The sequence below is a fragment of the Buchnera aphidicola (Uroleucon sonchi) genome, from assembly GCF_011035165.1.
Classification (GTDB): Bacteria; Pseudomonadota; Gammaproteobacteria; order Enterobacterales; family Enterobacteriaceae; genus Buchnera; species Buchnera aphidicola_BE.
On sequence record NZ_CP047588.1, the window covers coordinates 136,230 to 153,652 of the forward strand.

The following is a 17,423-nucleotide window of genomic DNA, read 5'->3' on the forward strand; positions in this document are numbered from 1 at the left end:
AAAATCTTATATCATAGAAAAATTTGAAAAATTTTATATTTTATATAAAAAAGATTATTATATGAAATATAAAAAGCATACAATGATATATATGAAAAATAAAGATAATTTATTAATAGTTAATTATATATAAAAATAACAAATATTTTAAGTATATAAATAAAATATTTATAATATTTAGATTGTATAAAGATTTTTATAAAAAAATTTTTATTTTTTTACTAAATAAAATTTATTTTAATCTCAATGTTTAATCAAATTAGTATAATATTAAATGAATTTTAATTGATTAAAATTAATTTTGTTAGTATTATATGAGTATTTTATTTGATAGATAAAATATATTGATAATAATTATGTTCAAATAAATATAAAATTATTTTAAAATATTTAAAATTTTTTATCATTTTTATATAAATTAATAGGAACAATATGAATTATATTGGCGCACATATTAGTTCTGCTGGTGGTGTAGAAAAAACCATTTTACGCGCTTGTCAAATTAACGCAACAGCTTTTTCTTTTTTTACTAAAAATCAAATTCAATGGTATGCTAAGCCACTAATTCAAAAACAAATTGATTGTTTTAAAAATTTATGTATAAAATATAAATTTACACCTAATCAAATTTTACCTCATAGCAGCTATTTAATTAATCTAGGTCATCCAGTTGATGAATTATTAAAAAAGTCACAAATATTATTTTTAGATGAAATGACACGTTGTAGTCAACTTGGTTTAAATTTTTTAAATTTTCATCCAGGTAGTCATTTAAATAAAATTACTGAATCGTCTTGTTTATCAAGAATTTCTCATTCTATTAATATGATTTTAGATCAAACACAAAATATTACAGCAGTATTAGAAAATACTGCAGGACAAGGAACAAATGTAGGGTATTGTTTTGAACATTTAGCTGAAATTATTGATAATATTCATGATAAATCTAGAATTGGAGTATGTCTCGATACCTGTCATTTATTTGTATCAGGATATGATTTACGAACTATACAAGATTGTAAGAATACGTTTAACAAATTTAATAATATAATCGGATTAAAATATTTAAAAGGAATACATTTAAATGATTCAAAAAAGAATATTAATAGTCGTGTTGATCGTCATGAAAGTTTAGGTCTAGGTAAAATAGGAACAGAAGCGTTTAGTTGGATTATAAGAAATAATAATTTTTCTAATATACCTATGATTTTAGAAACTATTAATCCCAAAATATGGAAACAAGAAATTCAGTGGTTACGATCACATAAAAAATAACACATAAATTTATATAATTTTTAATATTATAGAAGAGAATTTAATATGTTAACTTTAACTGCAGAAATAAGAAATAATAAAGGTAAAAGTGTTAGTAGAAGATTACGTATGCATAATAAGTGTCCTGGAATTGTATATGGCATTAATAAAAATAGTATTTTGCTAACATTAGATCATAATTCTCTTTTTAATTTACAGAAAAAATCAGAATTTTATAATGAAAATATATTATTATTAATTAATAACCAAGAATATATAGTTAAAGTACATTTGATTCAAAGACATTCATTTAAATTAAAATTGCTACATATTGACTTTATATATGTTTAATGTAATTAAATCTGTTTATTTTCTAAATATGAATTCAAATCAATTGTTTTTTATAAATTTCAATATTACACATAAAAATAAATAAATAGTTTGACATTAATTATGATTTAAATAATATAGTAAATAAAATATGTCGAAACATAAACATAGTAGGATGAAATTGTATAGCAATTAATCCTGTTATTCCAGCAGACAATGTTAAAAAAGATAAAAATCCAATTATATTTTTCTTGACAAAAATGGAATTATTTTTATTAATTTTTTTAATTTTCCACCATTTTGATAAAAGCCATATTCCAATCCATATTAATATTGAAATTATTAATAATAGCCATTTAAAATAATTATTTTGTGAGCTTTCTGGTATATTAATAGCGATTCCTGTAATAATACCAGGGAAAAAATATACTGGAGGCCAGAATATACATCCAATAATACTAGGATAAATAAATTTATTTAATGATAATTTAAGCATACCACATATCATTGGCATTAATGGTCTAGTTGGTCCTATAAATCTTCCAAGAATAATAGCGATTATACTATGTTTATCTAAAACAGATGTAATTTTATCAACTAATTTTTGGTTATTTTTTAAAAATTTTAATTTTGTTAAACAATTTTTAAAATATAATCCAAAATAGTATGATGCCCAATCACCACATAAACATCCAATACTACCAGCAATCCAGGCAGGATAAAATAATAATTTTCCATTGCCAATAAATGTACCTAATGTTGTCATTAAAATAATTCCTGGCAATAACAGTCCTACTAAAGCAAGAGATTCTAAAAAAGCAACCATGCCAATTAATAATAAAGAATATATTGAAGATTGTGTTATAAAAAATTCTATCCAAGATTCCATAATTGCTCATTATATTATATTAAAATTAAATTTTTTATACAAATATTTTATACTTTATATTTTTTTTTATACAATCTCAAGAAAAATATTATAATTTATTTATTTGTTTTAAAAAATATAATAATTATTATATTATTAAAATAATGATAACATTATTTATTATCGCATCTTAATTATCTAGATTATTAATAAACAAAAAAAGGAGCATCATGAAATTTTTTATTTTTATAATTATTTATATTTTTGGCAGCATGTTTCATGTTTCAGCTAAAACATATGTAGTAGATAAAATTGTGGCTATTGTTAATGATCAAATTATATTAGATAGTGATGTTAATCAAATTTTATCTTTTTTAAAAAAAGACAATAATGTTAATCAATTATTAAAAAAAAGTTTTTTAAAAGAAAATATTATTCAAAAATTAATTATTAATTCTTTAATACTGCAAGAAGCTAATAAAATAAACATTGTAGTAACGAAAGAACAAATTAATAATATTATAAAAAAGATTGCTTTAAAAAAAAATATTAGTGTTGCAGAATTAAAAAAACATATTATTTCATATAATAAAGAAAATCATCATTATTATGATTATTATATAAAAAATATTGAAGAATTATTAAAAATTAAAATAATAGAGAATTATGAACTGAATAAACGTATTAATATTTCAGAAGCAGAAATCAATGAAATGTTGAAAAAATTAATTCAATCACATAATCAATTACAAAAAATTAATTTCAGTTATATTTTTCTGCCTACTTCAAAAAAATACTCTAATCAAAAAAATCATCATATCAAAACAATAGTAAAAAGAATTAAAGACAAAATTCAACAGGGTCATAGTTTCGAAAAATTGTTAGTTGATTTGAAAGAAGATAAAAATATTTTAGTAAAAAAAATGTTATGGATGTCTTTATTTGATATACATCACCAATTATCTCATAAATTAAATATTACTAAAAAGGGAGAAATTTTAGGGCCTATTTTAGGATCTAAAGGATTTTATATATTAAAAATACATGATATAAATAAGAATGAAAAACATATAGTTACTGAATTTCATATACAGCATTGTTTGATAAAATCATCATCCTTGAATGATTCAGAAAATAAAAAACGTATTTTAAATATATATGAAAATATTCAAAAAGGTATGTATAGTTTTGATTATGCTGTGAAGCATTTTTCTGATGATTCTGATATATCTGATAAAACAGGTGATTTAGGTTGGGTATCAAAAGAATTACTGCATACTAATTTTAATAAATTAGAATTAAAATTTAATAAAAATCATATTAGTAAACCTATTAAATCTCATTTTGGTTGGCATATATTTAAATTATTAGATACACGTCAAGTAAATCAATTTTATAATTTTAAAAAACAACAAGCTTATAGAATTTTACTAACTCATAAAAAAATATTAGCAAAACAAGAATGGATACGAGATCTAAAAAAAATATCTTATATAAAAATTATCAAATCATCATAGTTTAAAACATTCTTTCATAATTTTAAAAAATATATTAATTAGAATTTTATGATCATAAAAAAATATAAAAAATTTTTTCCTCTTAAAAGATATGGACAAAATTTTCTTGTGAATCAAGAAAGTATACAAAATATTATCAAAATCATAAATCCTAAAAAAACACAAGCATTATTAGAAATTGGACCTGGTTTAGGTGCATTAACACAACCTATTTGTGAATTTTTAGATAAACTTATTGTTGTTGAAATTGATCCTAATATATTGTTATTTTTAAAAAAATGTATTTTTTTTTATAAATTGCAAGTATATTGTGAAGATGCTGTGAGTTTTAACTATCGAAATGTATTATGTTCAAAATATAAATATATTCGTATTTTTGGGAATTTACCATATAATATTTCTACATCTTTAATTTTGCATCTGTTTCAGTATATTGATATTATTCAAGATATGCATTTTATGTTTCAAAAAGAAGTTGCTAAAAGATTAGTAGCAATGCCTGGTGAAAAATATTATGGTCGTTTAAGCATTATATCTCAATATTATTGTAATATTAAAATATTACTAAATATTCCACCTCAATATTTTAAACCTATACCTAAAGTGCATTCTATTTTTGTAAATTTAACTCCTCATACTAATTCTCCTTATTTTGTTTACAATATAAATTTATTAACGAGTATTACAAAAAATGCTTTTCAAAATAGAAGAAAAATATTGCGTCATAGTTTAAAAAAACTTTTTTCTGAAAGAGATTTAATAAAATTAAAAATTAATCCTAATTTAAGAGCTGAAAATATTTCTATTATTCAATATTGTCAATTAGCTAATCAATTATATAAAAAAAATAAATAATTTTTTAAAAATTTATTAATACGAATTATTAAGAATTTTGCTTGTCAATTAAGAAAATATAAGGACAAAAAATATGAGCACTTATTTTTTAAGTGATATTCATGGTTGTTATAAAGAATTGAAAATGCTTTTAAAAACAGTTTTTTTTAATCATAAAAAAGATAATTTATGGATTGCGGGTGATTTAGTATCAAGAGGTCCTGATTCTCTAAAAGTTTTAAGATATCTTTATTCATTAGGAGATGCTGTTAAAATTGTATTAGGTAATCATGATATTAATTTAATTGCCGTACATGCAGGCATAAAACAAAATAAAAAAGAGAATTTTTTTGATGAATTTCTTGCTGCATCAGATAGTATAGAATTGATTGATTGGTTGCGTTGTAAGTCTCTTATTAAAATTGATGAAAATCAAAATATTATTATGTCTCATGCAGGTATCAGCCCACAATGGGATATTAAAACAGCGAAAATGTATACGTGTGATTTTAAAAAACATTTATCTCAAAAAAATTATATTCCATTTTTAAAAAAGATCTATTCTTATAATATAAATTTTTGGACAAATAATTTAAGTCGATATGATCAATTACGATATACTGTAAATGCTTGTACAAGAATGCGTTATTGTTATCCTGATAGTAGATTAAATATGTTATATAAGCAATCACCAAATATTGTTCCCAAGCCTCTACAACCATGGTTTTTAATACCATCTAAAATTCCAAAAATTTATTCTATTTTTTTTGGACATTGGTCTTCTTTAAAAGGAACTATTGTTCCAAAGCCTTTTATTTCATTAGATGGAGGTTGTTGTTGGGGGGAGGAGCTCATGATGTTTCGATGGGAAGATAAAAAATGGTTTTCTCAATCTGTAATGTCATCATGAATATTAATTATAATTTTAATATATATTATCTTGATAAAATTTCGAAAGTATAATTATAAGGATTAAATTGATTTTTGATATTATTTTTTCTAAATAAAGTTTTCCATGATGGATATAATGTATATTTAGGAAAATAAGCGTCTCCAATTGTATTAATATCTATATGTGTTAAATATAATTTATTCGCAAAAAATAACATTTGTTTATATATTTCTTCTCCCCCGATTACCATAATTTCTTGATGATATTTTTTAGAAATAATTATATTAGATGCTGCATTAGATATTGCATCATCTATTGAACGACACCAGATAATGTTTTTATTTTTAATTTCGCTCTTACTAATGACAATATTTCTACGATTAGGTAAAGGTTGAGAAATAGATTCCCAAGTCATACGACCCATAATTATATTTTTATTTACAGTTTGTTTTTTAAACCATTTTAAGTCATTAGGAATATACCAAGGGATTTGATTTTTATATCCAATAATTAAATTTTTTGATATAGCTGCAATTAAACTGATATTCATAAAATACTAAAATTATTTTGTGTATTATAAATATGTTTTACAACATATTTATAAATATAGTTCATGATATAATAAATTAATTATGTTTTTATAAAGTAAGTTAAGTTTTTTTATGTATTTCTTGTAAAGAAATAATATTATTTATTGGATTATTATTTAGAGACATGATAGTAGCTAAAGCTCCATTAATCGTTGTATCATAGTGTACTTTGTATTGAACAGCATCGCAACATATTAATTTTGAATCTTTTATTGTTTGTTGTTGAGATGATGTTGTATTAATAATATAAGTATATTCTCCATTTTTTAAACGATCTTGTATATGCGGACGTCCTTCATGCACTTTATTAACTAATCTAGATGAAATACCAGCTTTTTTTAATGCTATAGATGTCTCTTTAGTTGCATCTATTTTAAATCCCATCTTTTTTAATTGTATTGCTAAATTAATAATCTTCTGTTTATCATCATGTCTAACAGAAATAAGGACTCGACCTAATTTTTGAATATTTATATGAGCACCTAACATAGCTTTAGAAAAAGCTTCTGAGAAGTTTTTTCCGATACCCATTACTTCTCCTGTAGAACGCATTTCTGGTCCTAATACAGGATCAACACCTGGAAATTTATCAAATGGAAGAATAGCTTCTTTGACTGAATAATATTTTGGTACAATTTCTCTAGTAAATCCTTGTTGTAATAATTTTTTTCCATACATGACTCTTACAGAAATTTTAGCTAACGCAAGACCTGTAGCTTTTGAGACAAATGGAACTGTTCTAGATGCTCGAGGATTAACTTCAATAATGTATATTTGATCATTTTGAATAGCAAATTGGACATTCATTAACCCTCTTACTGATAAAGCAAAAGCTAATTTAATTACTTGTTGTCTAATTTTATTTTGAATATTTTTCGTTAAGGTATATGCTGGCAATGAACATGCTGAATCACCTGAATGCACTCCAGCTTGCTCGATATGTTCCATAATACCTCCAATTAACACTTTGTCTCCATCACATATGGCATCAACATCTACTTCAGTTGCATAATTTAAATATTGATCCAATAAAATTGGAGTAGTATTATTTGGTCTTAATATGTTTTGAAAATATTTTTTTAAATTATATGGTGTATAAATAATTTCCATTGCTCGTCCACCTAATACATAAGATGGTCTCACCATAATTGGATATCCTATTTTTTCTGCTGCTTGATAGGCATCGTTTAAATTAAATACAGTACTATTTAAAGGTTGTTGTAATTTTAATTTAGTAACAATTTTTTGAAAACGATCTCGATTTTCAGCTTGATCAATAGAATCTGAACTTGTCCCTATAATAGGAACTCCTTCTTTTTCAAAATCACGTGCTAGTTTCAAAGGTGTTTGACCGCCATATTGAATAATTACACCTATTGGTTTTTCTATTCTTATAATTTCTAAGACATTTTCTAATGTAATTGGTTCAAAATACAAACGATCTGAAATGTCATAATCAGTAGAGACTGTTTCAGGATTGCAATTAATCATTATTGCTTCAAAACCATCCTCACGTAAAGCTTGAGCTGCATGTACACAGCAATAGTCAAACTCTATACCTTGTCCTATACGATTTGGTCCGCCTCCTAATATAACAATTTTTTTATTATTTTTTTTTGGATTAGATTCACATTCATCTTCCCATGTTGAATACATATATGCTGTTTCAGTAGAGAATTCTGCCGAGCATGTATCAATTCTTTTATATACAGGATGCAATTGTAATTGATAACGTAATTGTCTAATTTCATATTCTTGTCTTTTAGTTAATATAGCAATACGTTGATCTGAAAAACCTTTTCTTTTAATAAAATACAAGAATTTATAAGTTAATCCAATAAACCCTTTTTGTATAATTTGTTGCTCTAATAAAATAATTTCTTCAATTTGTATAAGAAACCACGGATCAATAAATGTTAAATTATAAACATCATTAACTGACATGCCATATCGAAAAGCATCTCCAATATACCAAATTCGTTCAGACCCTGCATCTTGTAATTCACGTTTCATGGTAATTAAATTTTCTTCATTAAAACAAGATATTTTTGAGTCAAAACCAGTTGCGCCTACTTCTAATCCACGAATAGCTTTTTGTATAGATTCTTGAAAAGTACGACCTATAGCCATAACTTCTCCAACAGATTTCATTTGTGTAGTCAATCTATCATCACATCCAGGAAATTTTTCAAAATTAAATCTGGGAATTTTTGTCACTATATAATCTATTGATGGTTCAAACGATGCAGTGATATTTTTTCCTGTGATGTCATTTGAAAGTTCATCTAAAGTATATCCGATAGCTAATTTTGCAGATATTTTTGCAATTGGAAAACCCGTGGCTTTAGATGCTAGAGCAGATGATCGCGACACTCTGGGATTCATTTCAATAACAATAATACGGCCATCTTTTGGATTAACTGCAAACTGTACATTTGAACCTCCTGTTTCTACTCCTATTTCTCGTAAAATAGCTATAGAAGCATTTCTCATAATTTGATATTCTTTATCAGTTAAAGTTTGCGCAGGCGCAATAGTAATCGAATCTCCTGTATGTATACCCATAGGATCAAGATTTTCAATTGAACATACAATAATGCAATTGTCATTTTTATCTCTCACAACTTCCATTTCATATTCTTTCCAACCAATTAATGATTCATCAATTAACAGTTCTGTATTTGGAGATAATTTTAATCCTCTTTCACATATCTTTTGAAATTCTTCATGATTATATGCAATACCTCCTCCGCTTCCACCCATAGTAAAGGAAGGACGAATAATACATGGAAAACCTACATACTTTAATACTGATATAGCTTCTTGCATATTATGAGCTATTCCGCATTTTGCAGTTTCTAATTGTAATTTTTTCATTGCTTGTGAAAATAATTTTCTATTTTCAGCTTTTTTGATTGCGTTAACTGTAGCCCCAATGATTTTTACATGATTTTTATTTAAAATACCTTTTTTATCTAATTCTAAAGCACAGTTTAATGCCGTTTGCCCCCCCATAGTTGGCAATAATGCGTCTGGATGTTCTTTTTCAATAATTTTTTCCACTGTGGTCCAATGAATTGGCTCAATATATGTAGCATCTGACATATCCGGATCTGTCATGATAGTAGCGGGATTAGAATTAACTAGGATAATTCTATAACCTTCTTCTTTTAATGCTTTACAAGCTTGTGTTCCAGAATAATCAAATTCACATGCTTGTCCGATAATTATCGGACCAGCTCCAAGAATTAAAATTGATTTGATATCAGTAGATTTAGGCATATTCTCTCCTAATTAATTACTGAGTTTGAAATTTATGATGAATAATTAGTTGAATAAAATGATCAAATAAAGATGAAGCATCATGTGGTCCAGGGCTAGATTCTGGATGACCTTGAAAACTAAAAGCGGATTTATTAATTAAAGAAATCCCTTGTATAGTGTTGTCAAAAAGAGAAGTATGTGTGATGTTAATATTATTTGGTAAATTATTAATATCTACAGTAAAATTATGATTTTGAGATGTAATTATTACACGATTATTTTTTATATCTTTAACAGGGTGATTACCACCATGATGTCCAAATTTCATTTTGATAATTTTAGCTCCACTAGATAAAGCAAGTAGCTGATGACCTAAGCATATTCCAAAAATAGGAATATTAATTTTTAAGAAATGTTGAATTGCATGAATAGCATAGTGACAAGGCCTAGGATCACCAGGCCCATTAGATAAAAAAATTCCATCTGGAGATAAATTCAAAACAGTTTGTGGATGAGTTTCTGCTGGTACAATGGTTAAATAACATCCTCTATCTACAAGCATGCGCAATATATTTCGTTTGACGCCAAAGTCATATACAACTATATGATATAAAATATTTTCTTTTTTTATAGAAAAAAATTTATTTTCTTTAAAAATGAAGCTACCTTCATTCCAATGATAAATTGATTTAGTAGAAACTTGCTTTGCTAAATCTAAACCCTGTAAACTTGAGAAGTTTTTCGCATAATTATATGCGATATTATAATTATCCTGTTTATCTGATATAATACATCCATTTTGTGAACCTTGTGTACGTAGAATACGCGTTAATTTTCTTGTATCAATATCAGATATTGCAACAATATTATTTTGTTTTAAATATGATATAAAATTTTTTTGATTTCGATAATTACTCGCAAGATGTGATATATCACGAACAATTAACCCATTTGCGTGAATTTTCGAAGATTCTGCGTCTTGTATATTAGTTCCAACGTTTCCAATATGAGGATGAGTTAATGTGATAATTTGATGTGAATAAGAAGGGTCAGTAATAATTTCTTGGTAACCAGTAATTGATGTATTAAAAACAACTTCTCCTACAGTTTTTCCTTTTGCTCCAATAGATTTACCATGAAATTTTGTGCCATCTTCTAAAACTAGTACTGCTGATTGACTCAAAACATCCTCCAAAAAAAATTATTTTATATTTTAATTTTTGTTAGTATTGTACTAGTTATATTTTATTTTAACTAAAATTAATATTTTTGTCTATGATGATTATTATAAATTTATTTCAATATTATTATTAAATTGATAATACATTTGTCATATCAAATAAACCTGTATATTTTTTTTGAATCCATAAAGCAGCATATATTGCTCCTTGAGCAAAAGATTCTCTACTAGATGCAGTATGTGTTATTTTGATTTCTTCACCAGAATTAGAAAACATAACAGTATGTTTACCAACAATATTACCAGAACGAATCATAGAAAATCCAATTTTTGAATTTTCTCTAATATTTGTTATTCCTTTCTGATAATATAAAGAGTGTTTATTTAAATCCCATTTCATTTCTTTTGATATAATTTCTCCGAGTGTTAAAGCAGTTCCAGAAGGAGCATCAAGTTTGTTACGATGATGATATTCAATAACATCAATATCAGCAGTATCTCCTATAATTTTTGTTGTTGTTTTAATTAATTGAAACATTATATTCATGCCAAGACTAAAATTAGATGACATAATTATAGCAATGTTTTTAGAAAACATTTTTATGACTTCTATTTCTTCTGATGAAAATCCAGTTGTACCAATAACAATATTTTTATTTAATTTATTACAATATTTTAAATATTTTAATGTACTTTTTGGTGTAGTAAAATCGATTAAAACATCAAAATCATTATCAATTATATTCAGTGTATCACTAATTAATACACCAATTTTACCTATTCCTAAAATTTGTCCAATATCTTGTCCAATTAATTTATGATCATTTTGAATTAATACTGTTGTTAAAGATGTTTTTTTATTTTTAATTATTTCTTTAACAAGAGTTTGACCCATTCGTCCTAATGGACCAGTGATAGCAATACGAATTTGATTTGTCATATTTATCCTGAATTAGTTTAAAATATTATTAATATCAAACATTTTTCGTGAAATTTTAAAATTCATTGTTTCTTTAATTCCTAACATTTCTATTGGTTGTTTTGCTCCTAATTTTTTTAGATATTGAATTACTTCTTGAACTAATATTTCTGGAGCAGATGCACCAGCTGTAATTCCAATATAATTTATGTTTTTTTTAAACCATTCTTTTTTAATGTCAGAAACAGAGTCAATTAATTGAGTATATGTACCAGTTTCTCTACTTAATTCTGCTAGACGATTAGAATTAGAAGAATTTTTTGATCCAATAACAAGTATCATATTTACTTTTTTAGATAATTTATATACTGCTTTTTGTCGATTTGTAGTGGCATAACATATATCTTCTTTATAAGGACCAGAAATATGTGGAAATTTATTCTTTAAAGCTGAAATAATTTTTTTTGTATTTATAATAGATAAAGTTGTTTGTGTAAAAAAATTTAATTTTTGATTATTTTTTATATATAAATTTTTTACATCTTCTACACTTTGTATAAGGTGTATTTGACTTTTTTTATTAGTATATTGACCTAATATGCCTTTAACTTCAGGGTGTTCTTTATGTCCAATTAGAATCGTTTCTATTGATTGTTTACTAGATTTTGATACTTCCGTATGTACTTTTTGAACTAACGGACAAATAGCATTTAATATAATTAATTGTTTTTTTTTGGCTTTTTGTAAAGTTTTTTTTGAAACTCCATGCGCTGAAAATACAACTATAGAATAATCTGGAATTTCTAAAATATTTTCAACAAAAATAACTCCTTTAAGACGTAATTGATTAATAATATACTGATTATGAACAATTTCATGTTTGACGTAAATTGTTTTTTTATAAATTTTCAATGCTTGTTCAACTATTAAAATTGCTCTTTTAACTCCTGCACAAAAACCTCTCGGATTAGATAATATAATATTCATTAATTTAGTCTCTAGAGAGAGTATATATTTTAATAATAATAAAAATTATCAAAGATATTCATTATTTATAATAATTTTGCAAAAAAAATAATAATTCCAAAAAAAATACTACAATCTGCTATATTAAATGTTGCAAAATGCCAATTTTTAATATGTAAATCAATAAAATCTATTACAAAACCATAAAAAATTCGATCAATTAAATTGCCTATTGCACCTCCAATAATAAGAGATAAAGAAATAATTTGATTCATTTTTTTTGTTTTTAATTTTTGAATCATTTTTATGATCATAAAAATAATCAAACAACTAGTAGTAGCTAATATCCATCTTTGACATCCATTTTGAAGAGAAAATAAACTAAATATTGCTCCATAATTATGTATATGAAATAAATTTAAAATTGAAAAAATTATTTTCGTATCATATAATTTAAGGTATTTTGTGATTAAATATTTACTAAACATGTCTATAATAATAACAAGTACTATTATAGTTATAGATAAATATTTTTTTATTTTATTTAATTTTATATTAATCATATAAATATACGTTTTTCACCACTTCCTGTAGTATTTAATATACATCGATCACAAATTTGATTATTTTTGATTTGATCGATATTAATTTTATAATAATGCCAACATCTTGGACATTTTTTTCCTTTTGCTTTATTTATAGATATTTTTAATTGATGAATAATTTTGCTTTTTTTTGCATCTAAAGGAGCTGAATTATATGATTTTATTTCTACAGATGAAGTTAAAAAAATAAATTTTATTTCTTTTCTTAAAATAGCTAATTGATTGGAGAAATTTTGTGAAATGTATAATATGATTGAAGCTTCAAGTGAATTGTGGATAATTTTATTTTTTATTTTTTCTTCTAAGAATTTATTTATTTCATGCTTTAATGCAATAATTTTATCCCAAAATTGATTATCTAAGATATCATTATTATTTAAATTAAATAATTGATCAAACCATTCTTCCATAAAAACATATTGAGAATTAATACCAGGTAGATAATTCCATATTTCATGAGCAGTAAAAGACAATATAGGAGCAATCCATCTTACAAATGCGTGAATAATGTAATATATCGCTGTTTGACAACTTCGTCTTTCTTGACTATTTTTTTTTAAAGTATATTGTCTATCTTTAATAATATCAAGATAAAACGAGCCCATATCGATAGAACAAAAATACATTAAACGCTTCACTACTCCATGAAAATTATAATTTTGATAACAACAAATAATTTCTTCTTGCACTAATTTAGTTTTTCCTATAGCCCATTTATCTAAAACAATCATATTATCTTTAGATATTAAATCTGTTTTAGGATTAAAATCGGTAATATTTGCCAACATAAAACGAGCTGTATTTCTAATTCTTCTATACATGTCAGATGAATTTTTTAATATTTCGTTAGAAATTGAAATATCATTAGAATAATTCGATGATGCAACCCATAATCTTAATACATCAGCTCCTAAAGTATTAACTATTTTATTAGGACTAATAGTATTACCAATAGATTTAGACATTTTTTGCCCATTTCCATCTACAACAAATCCATGTGTTAATACTGTCGAATATGGTGCTTTTTGATTTATTATCATTGAAATGATCAATGAAGACATAAACCAACCTCTATGCTGATCTGATCCTTCTAAATACATGTCAGCAATATTTGTTTTATATTTTTTGTTTTTGTATTTAATTGATGTATGCGTGTTTCCTGATTCAAACCAAACGTCTAATATATCTAAAATTTTATCATATAATTGATAATTTGGTCCTAAAAGTTCTTTTATATTAATTTCTTGCCATGCTTGTATCCCTTTAAATTCTACTATTTTTGCTATTTGATGCATTAAATAATAAGTATTTGGATGTATTTCTTTTGTGTTTTTATCTATAAAAATAGACATTGGCACACCCCATTGTCTTTGTCTAGAAATACACCAATGAGGTCTTTTTTCAATCATATCATGTATTCTTGATTTTCCCCAATCAGGAATCCATTGTACTTTTTTAATTTCTTGTAATAATTTCATACGTAATTGATTTTTATCGATATTTATAAACCATTGCGGAGTTGCTCGAAATATTATTGGTTTTTTATGTCTCCAGCAATGTGGATAACTATGTTTCAAAGATTCATCATGCAATAATAAATTATTTTTCTTTAACATTTTTATGATAATTGAATTACCTTGAAATACGTTTATACCGTCTAATTCTGGATGTACATTAGAAATATAGTTTCCGTTGCAATCGACTAAATTACTTGTTTTGATATGATATTTTTGACTAATAATATAATCATCTATTCCATGATCAGGGGCTGTATGAACAGCTCCAGTTCCAGATTCATAGTTAACATGTTCACCTAAAATTATAGGTATATTAACATTTTTCAAAAAAGGATGTAAAAATATTAAATTTTCTAATATCTCTCCTTTCACAGAATGTATTATCTTCCATTTTTTTATTTGCAATTTATCTAATATATTTTTAACAAGTTCTTGAGCTATAATTATCATCCATTGTTCAGCTTGAATTAATTGATATTGAATATTTGGATGTATTGAGATGGCTTTACTAGATGGTAATGTCCATGGTGTAGTAGTCCAAATTGGCAAATAGATCTCTTGATTATTATATAATTTATGATTAAATAATTTTTTGATTATTGAAGGATTTTTAGATTTAAAACCGACTATGATTGAATCAGATTTTTTTTGAAAATATTCGATTTCTGCTTCAGACAATGATGATTTACAGTCTATGCACCATGGTATAGGTTTAAAATCTTGGTATAAATATTTTTTTTTAATAATTTTAGATAGTGTTTTAATAATATTTGCTTCATTATGAAAACTCATTGTTAAATGAGAATTATCCCAGTCCCCAATAACTCCTAATCGAATAAAATCGATTTTTTGTTTTTCAACTTGTTTTTCCGCATATTTTCTACATTTTTCTTGAAATTTTAAAATAGATATTTTGTCTTTATGAATATTATTTTTTTCCTCTACTTTTTGTTCAATAGGCAGTCCATGACAATCCCAAGACGGAATATATGGAGCATCAAAACCTGACATATTTTTAGATTTAATAATAATATCTTTTAAAATTTTATTTATTGCATGTCCAATATGAATATTGCCATTAGCATAAGGAGGGCCATCATGTAAAAAAAATATTTTTTTTTCTTTATTATTTTTTCTAATTAATTGGTATAATTGATTTTCTTTCCAATTTTGTAATATTTTTGGTTCTTTTTGTGACAAATTTCCCCTCATAGAAAATTTTGTTATAGGTAAATTTAAAGTTTTTTTATAATCATCCATTGTCTTCTCTTTTTAAATTTTAAAATATTCTTTTACTTTAATAATATCTTGATAAATTTGATTTTTTAATTCTGTTCGCGAAGAAAAAATTTTTTCATCACGTATTTTTTTATATATAAAAATTTCTATATACTTACCATATAAATCTATATTTTTATTAAACAGATGTACTTCAAGTAATCTTGTATTTTGTTTATTTTTTATAAAAGTAGGTTTTATGCCAATATTAGATATTCCTAAACAATATTTTTTTATAGAATATTTTATTTTTACAGCATATACTCCATTGCTTAATAAATGTTTTTCATTGATACGTACATTTGCTGTCGGAAAGTCTAATGTGCGTGCAATTTGATCTCCATGTATTACTTTGCCAGTAATACTAACTGGACGACCAAGTAAGTTGGTAGCCAATTTAATATTATTTTTAGATAATGCTATTCTAATATTAGTGCTGCTAATTTTTCCTGAGTGTGTATATAGTGATCGTATTATAATTATATTAAATTGATATTGTTGCCCCATTTCTTTTAAAAGATTAATATTTCCATTTCTTTTACATCCAAATTTAAAATCATCTCCTATTACTATATATTTAACATTTAGTTTATTTATAAGTATATTGATAATAAATTCTTTTGCATTTAAAGATTTAAAAGATTGGTTAAATCTAATACATAAAATTGTATCAATATTATAAGAGGAAATCCATTTTACTTTGTCACGAAACTTCATAATTCGCATAGGAATATCTTTTTTTTTTAAAAATTCTAATGGTTGAGGTTCAAATAGAATGACTATGCTTAATAATTTATATTTTTGACTTATTTGATATACTTGAGTCAATAATTTTTGATGACCTAAATGTATTCCATCAAATTTTCCAATCGTAATAACTGAATTAAAATTTATATGTTTAATATTATGAATACCTCGTATAATTTGTATCATAAAATTGACCTTATAAAATACAGCTAAACTGTATTATGTAATTTTTTATTAAATATGTTATAATTATATGATTCATATATAATTTATAATTATTCATTTAAATCATATACTTGAATATATTGATTAATATTTTTCAAAAGAATGTTTATTTTTTAATTTAGGAGTCACAATTGGCTAATATTAAGTCTTCTAAAAAAGATGTAATAACATCTGAAAATCGTCGAAAAAATAATGCTAGTCGGCGTTCTATGATTCGTACTTTTATAAAAAAAGTTCGGCAATCAATTCATTTAGGAAACAAAAAAATAGCAGAAGATGCATTTAGAAAAATGCAGTCTATTATTGATAGTCATGTCAATAAAGGATTGATACATAAAAATAAAGCTGCACGTTATAAATCTAATTTATTATTAAAGATTAATAAAATATCTTAATATATGAGTATTGCAATAGTATTGCCTCTAATTCATACAGAA

At 24.3% G+C, this 17,423-nt stretch carries 15 protein-coding genes; 6 read left to right on the top strand and 9 right to left on the bottom strand.

What is annotated here, in order from left to right; genetic code table 11:
• Positions 1-432 precede the first annotated feature (432 nt).
• Both nfo and rplY read left to right on the top strand, forming a co-directional pair.
• Positions 433-1,275 (top strand): deoxyribonuclease IV, encoded by an 843-nt coding sequence (nfo, locus tag GUU85_RS00630; protein ID WP_163119002.1) that lies wholly within the window; start codon positions 433-435, stop codon positions 1,273-1,275.
• A gap of 45 nt (positions 1,276-1,320) precedes the next feature.
• Positions 1,321-1,605 (top strand): 50S ribosomal protein L25, encoded by a 285-nt coding sequence (gene rplY, locus GUU85_RS00635; RefSeq protein ID WP_163119003.1) that lies wholly within the window; start codon positions 1,321-1,323, stop codon positions 1,603-1,605.
• 100 nt (positions 1,606-1,705) lie between these two features.
• On the opposite strand, the gene GUU85_RS00640 is transcribed toward rplY, so the two are convergent.
• Entirely contained in the window at positions 1,706-2,473 is a 768-nt protein-coding gene (locus GUU85_RS00640; RefSeq protein WP_163119004.1) for a DedA family protein, read from the bottom strand.
• Between the two features lie 206 nt (positions 2,474-2,679).
• Here GUU85_RS00640 and GUU85_RS00645 point away from each other — a divergent pair, with 206 nt between their 5' ends.
• The 3 genes from GUU85_RS00645 (at position 2,680) to apaH (ending at position 5,713) form a co-directional block, all read left to right on the top strand.
• Positions 2,680-3,969: a peptidylprolyl isomerase gene (locus tag GUU85_RS00645; protein ID WP_301951199.1), complete on the top strand. Its 1,290-nt coding sequence runs from the start codon at positions 2,680-2,682 to the stop codon at positions 3,967-3,969.
• A gap of 48 nt (positions 3,970-4,017) precedes the next feature.
• Positions 4,018-4,824 carry a 16S rRNA (adenine(1518)-N(6)/adenine(1519)-N(6))-dimethyltransferase RsmA gene (rsmA, locus tag GUU85_RS00650; RefSeq protein ID WP_174240616.1) on the top strand — a complete coding sequence of 269 codons (807 nt, stop codon included), beginning with the start codon at positions 4,018-4,020 and terminating at the stop codon, positions 4,822-4,824.
• 73 nt (positions 4,825-4,897) lie between these two features.
• Complete coding sequence (gene apaH, locus GUU85_RS00655; RefSeq protein WP_163119012.1) at positions 4,898-5,713, top strand: bis(5'-nucleosyl)-tetraphosphatase (symmetrical) ApaH; 816 nt, start codon at positions 4,898-4,900, stop codon at positions 5,711-5,713.
• 25 nt (positions 5,714-5,738) lie between these two features.
• On the opposite strand, the gene folA is transcribed toward apaH, so the two are convergent.
• From folA to ribF, 8 genes are all read right to left on the bottom strand, one after another.
• Positions 5,739-6,245 carry a type 3 dihydrofolate reductase gene (folA, locus tag GUU85_RS00660; RefSeq protein ID WP_163119014.1) on the bottom strand — a complete coding sequence of 169 codons (507 nt, stop codon included), beginning with the start codon at positions 6,243-6,245 and terminating at the stop codon, positions 5,739-5,741.
• Between the two features lie 100 nt (positions 6,246-6,345).
• Positions 6,346-9,567: a carbamoyl-phosphate synthase large subunit gene (gene carB, locus GUU85_RS00665; protein ID WP_163119022.1), complete on the bottom strand. Its 3,222-nt coding sequence runs from the start codon at positions 9,565-9,567 to the stop codon at positions 6,346-6,348.
• A gap of 16 nt (positions 9,568-9,583) precedes the next feature.
• Complete coding sequence (carA, locus tag GUU85_RS00670) at positions 9,584-10,732, bottom strand: glutamine-hydrolyzing carbamoyl-phosphate synthase small subunit (protein ID WP_367889638.1); 1,149 nt, start codon at positions 10,730-10,732, stop codon at positions 9,584-9,586.
• Between the two features lie 127 nt (positions 10,733-10,859).
• Positions 10,860-11,669 (bottom strand): 4-hydroxy-tetrahydrodipicolinate reductase, encoded by an 810-nt coding sequence (dapB, locus tag GUU85_RS00675; protein WP_163119033.1) that lies wholly within the window; start codon positions 11,667-11,669, stop codon positions 10,860-10,862.
• Positions 11,670-11,681: 12 nt separating this feature from the next.
• On the bottom strand, positions 11,682-12,635 hold the full coding sequence (ispH, locus tag GUU85_RS00680; RefSeq protein WP_163119035.1) for a 4-hydroxy-3-methylbut-2-enyl diphosphate reductase: 954 nt from the start codon (positions 12,633-12,635) through the stop codon (positions 11,682-11,684).
• 65 nt (positions 12,636-12,700) lie between these two features.
• Positions 12,701-13,177: a signal peptidase II gene (gene lspA / locus GUU85_RS00685; RefSeq protein WP_163119037.1), complete on the bottom strand. Its 477-nt coding sequence runs from the start codon at positions 13,175-13,177 to the stop codon at positions 12,701-12,703.
• Positions 13,174-15,996, bottom strand: a complete 2,823-nt coding sequence (gene ileS / locus GUU85_RS00690; RefSeq protein WP_163119039.1) for an isoleucine--tRNA ligase — start codon at positions 15,994-15,996, stop codon at positions 13,174-13,176. Before ileS ends, lspA begins: the two co-directional genes overlap by 4 nt.
• 12 nt (positions 15,997-16,008) lie before the next feature.
• The gene (gene ribF / locus GUU85_RS00695) at positions 16,009-16,947 is read right to left on the bottom strand and encodes a bifunctional riboflavin kinase/FAD synthetase (RefSeq protein WP_254056360.1); all 939 of its coding nucleotides are present in this window, start codon (positions 16,945-16,947) and stop codon (positions 16,009-16,011) included.
• 170 nt (positions 16,948-17,117) lie between these two features.
• Between ribF and rpsT the strand changes: the two genes are divergently transcribed.
• Positions 17,118-17,381: a 30S ribosomal protein S20 gene (rpsT, locus tag GUU85_RS00700; RefSeq protein WP_163119041.1), complete on the top strand. Its 264-nt coding sequence runs from the start codon at positions 17,118-17,120 to the stop codon at positions 17,379-17,381.
• The last annotated feature ends 42 nt before the right edge of the window (positions 17,382-17,423 follow it).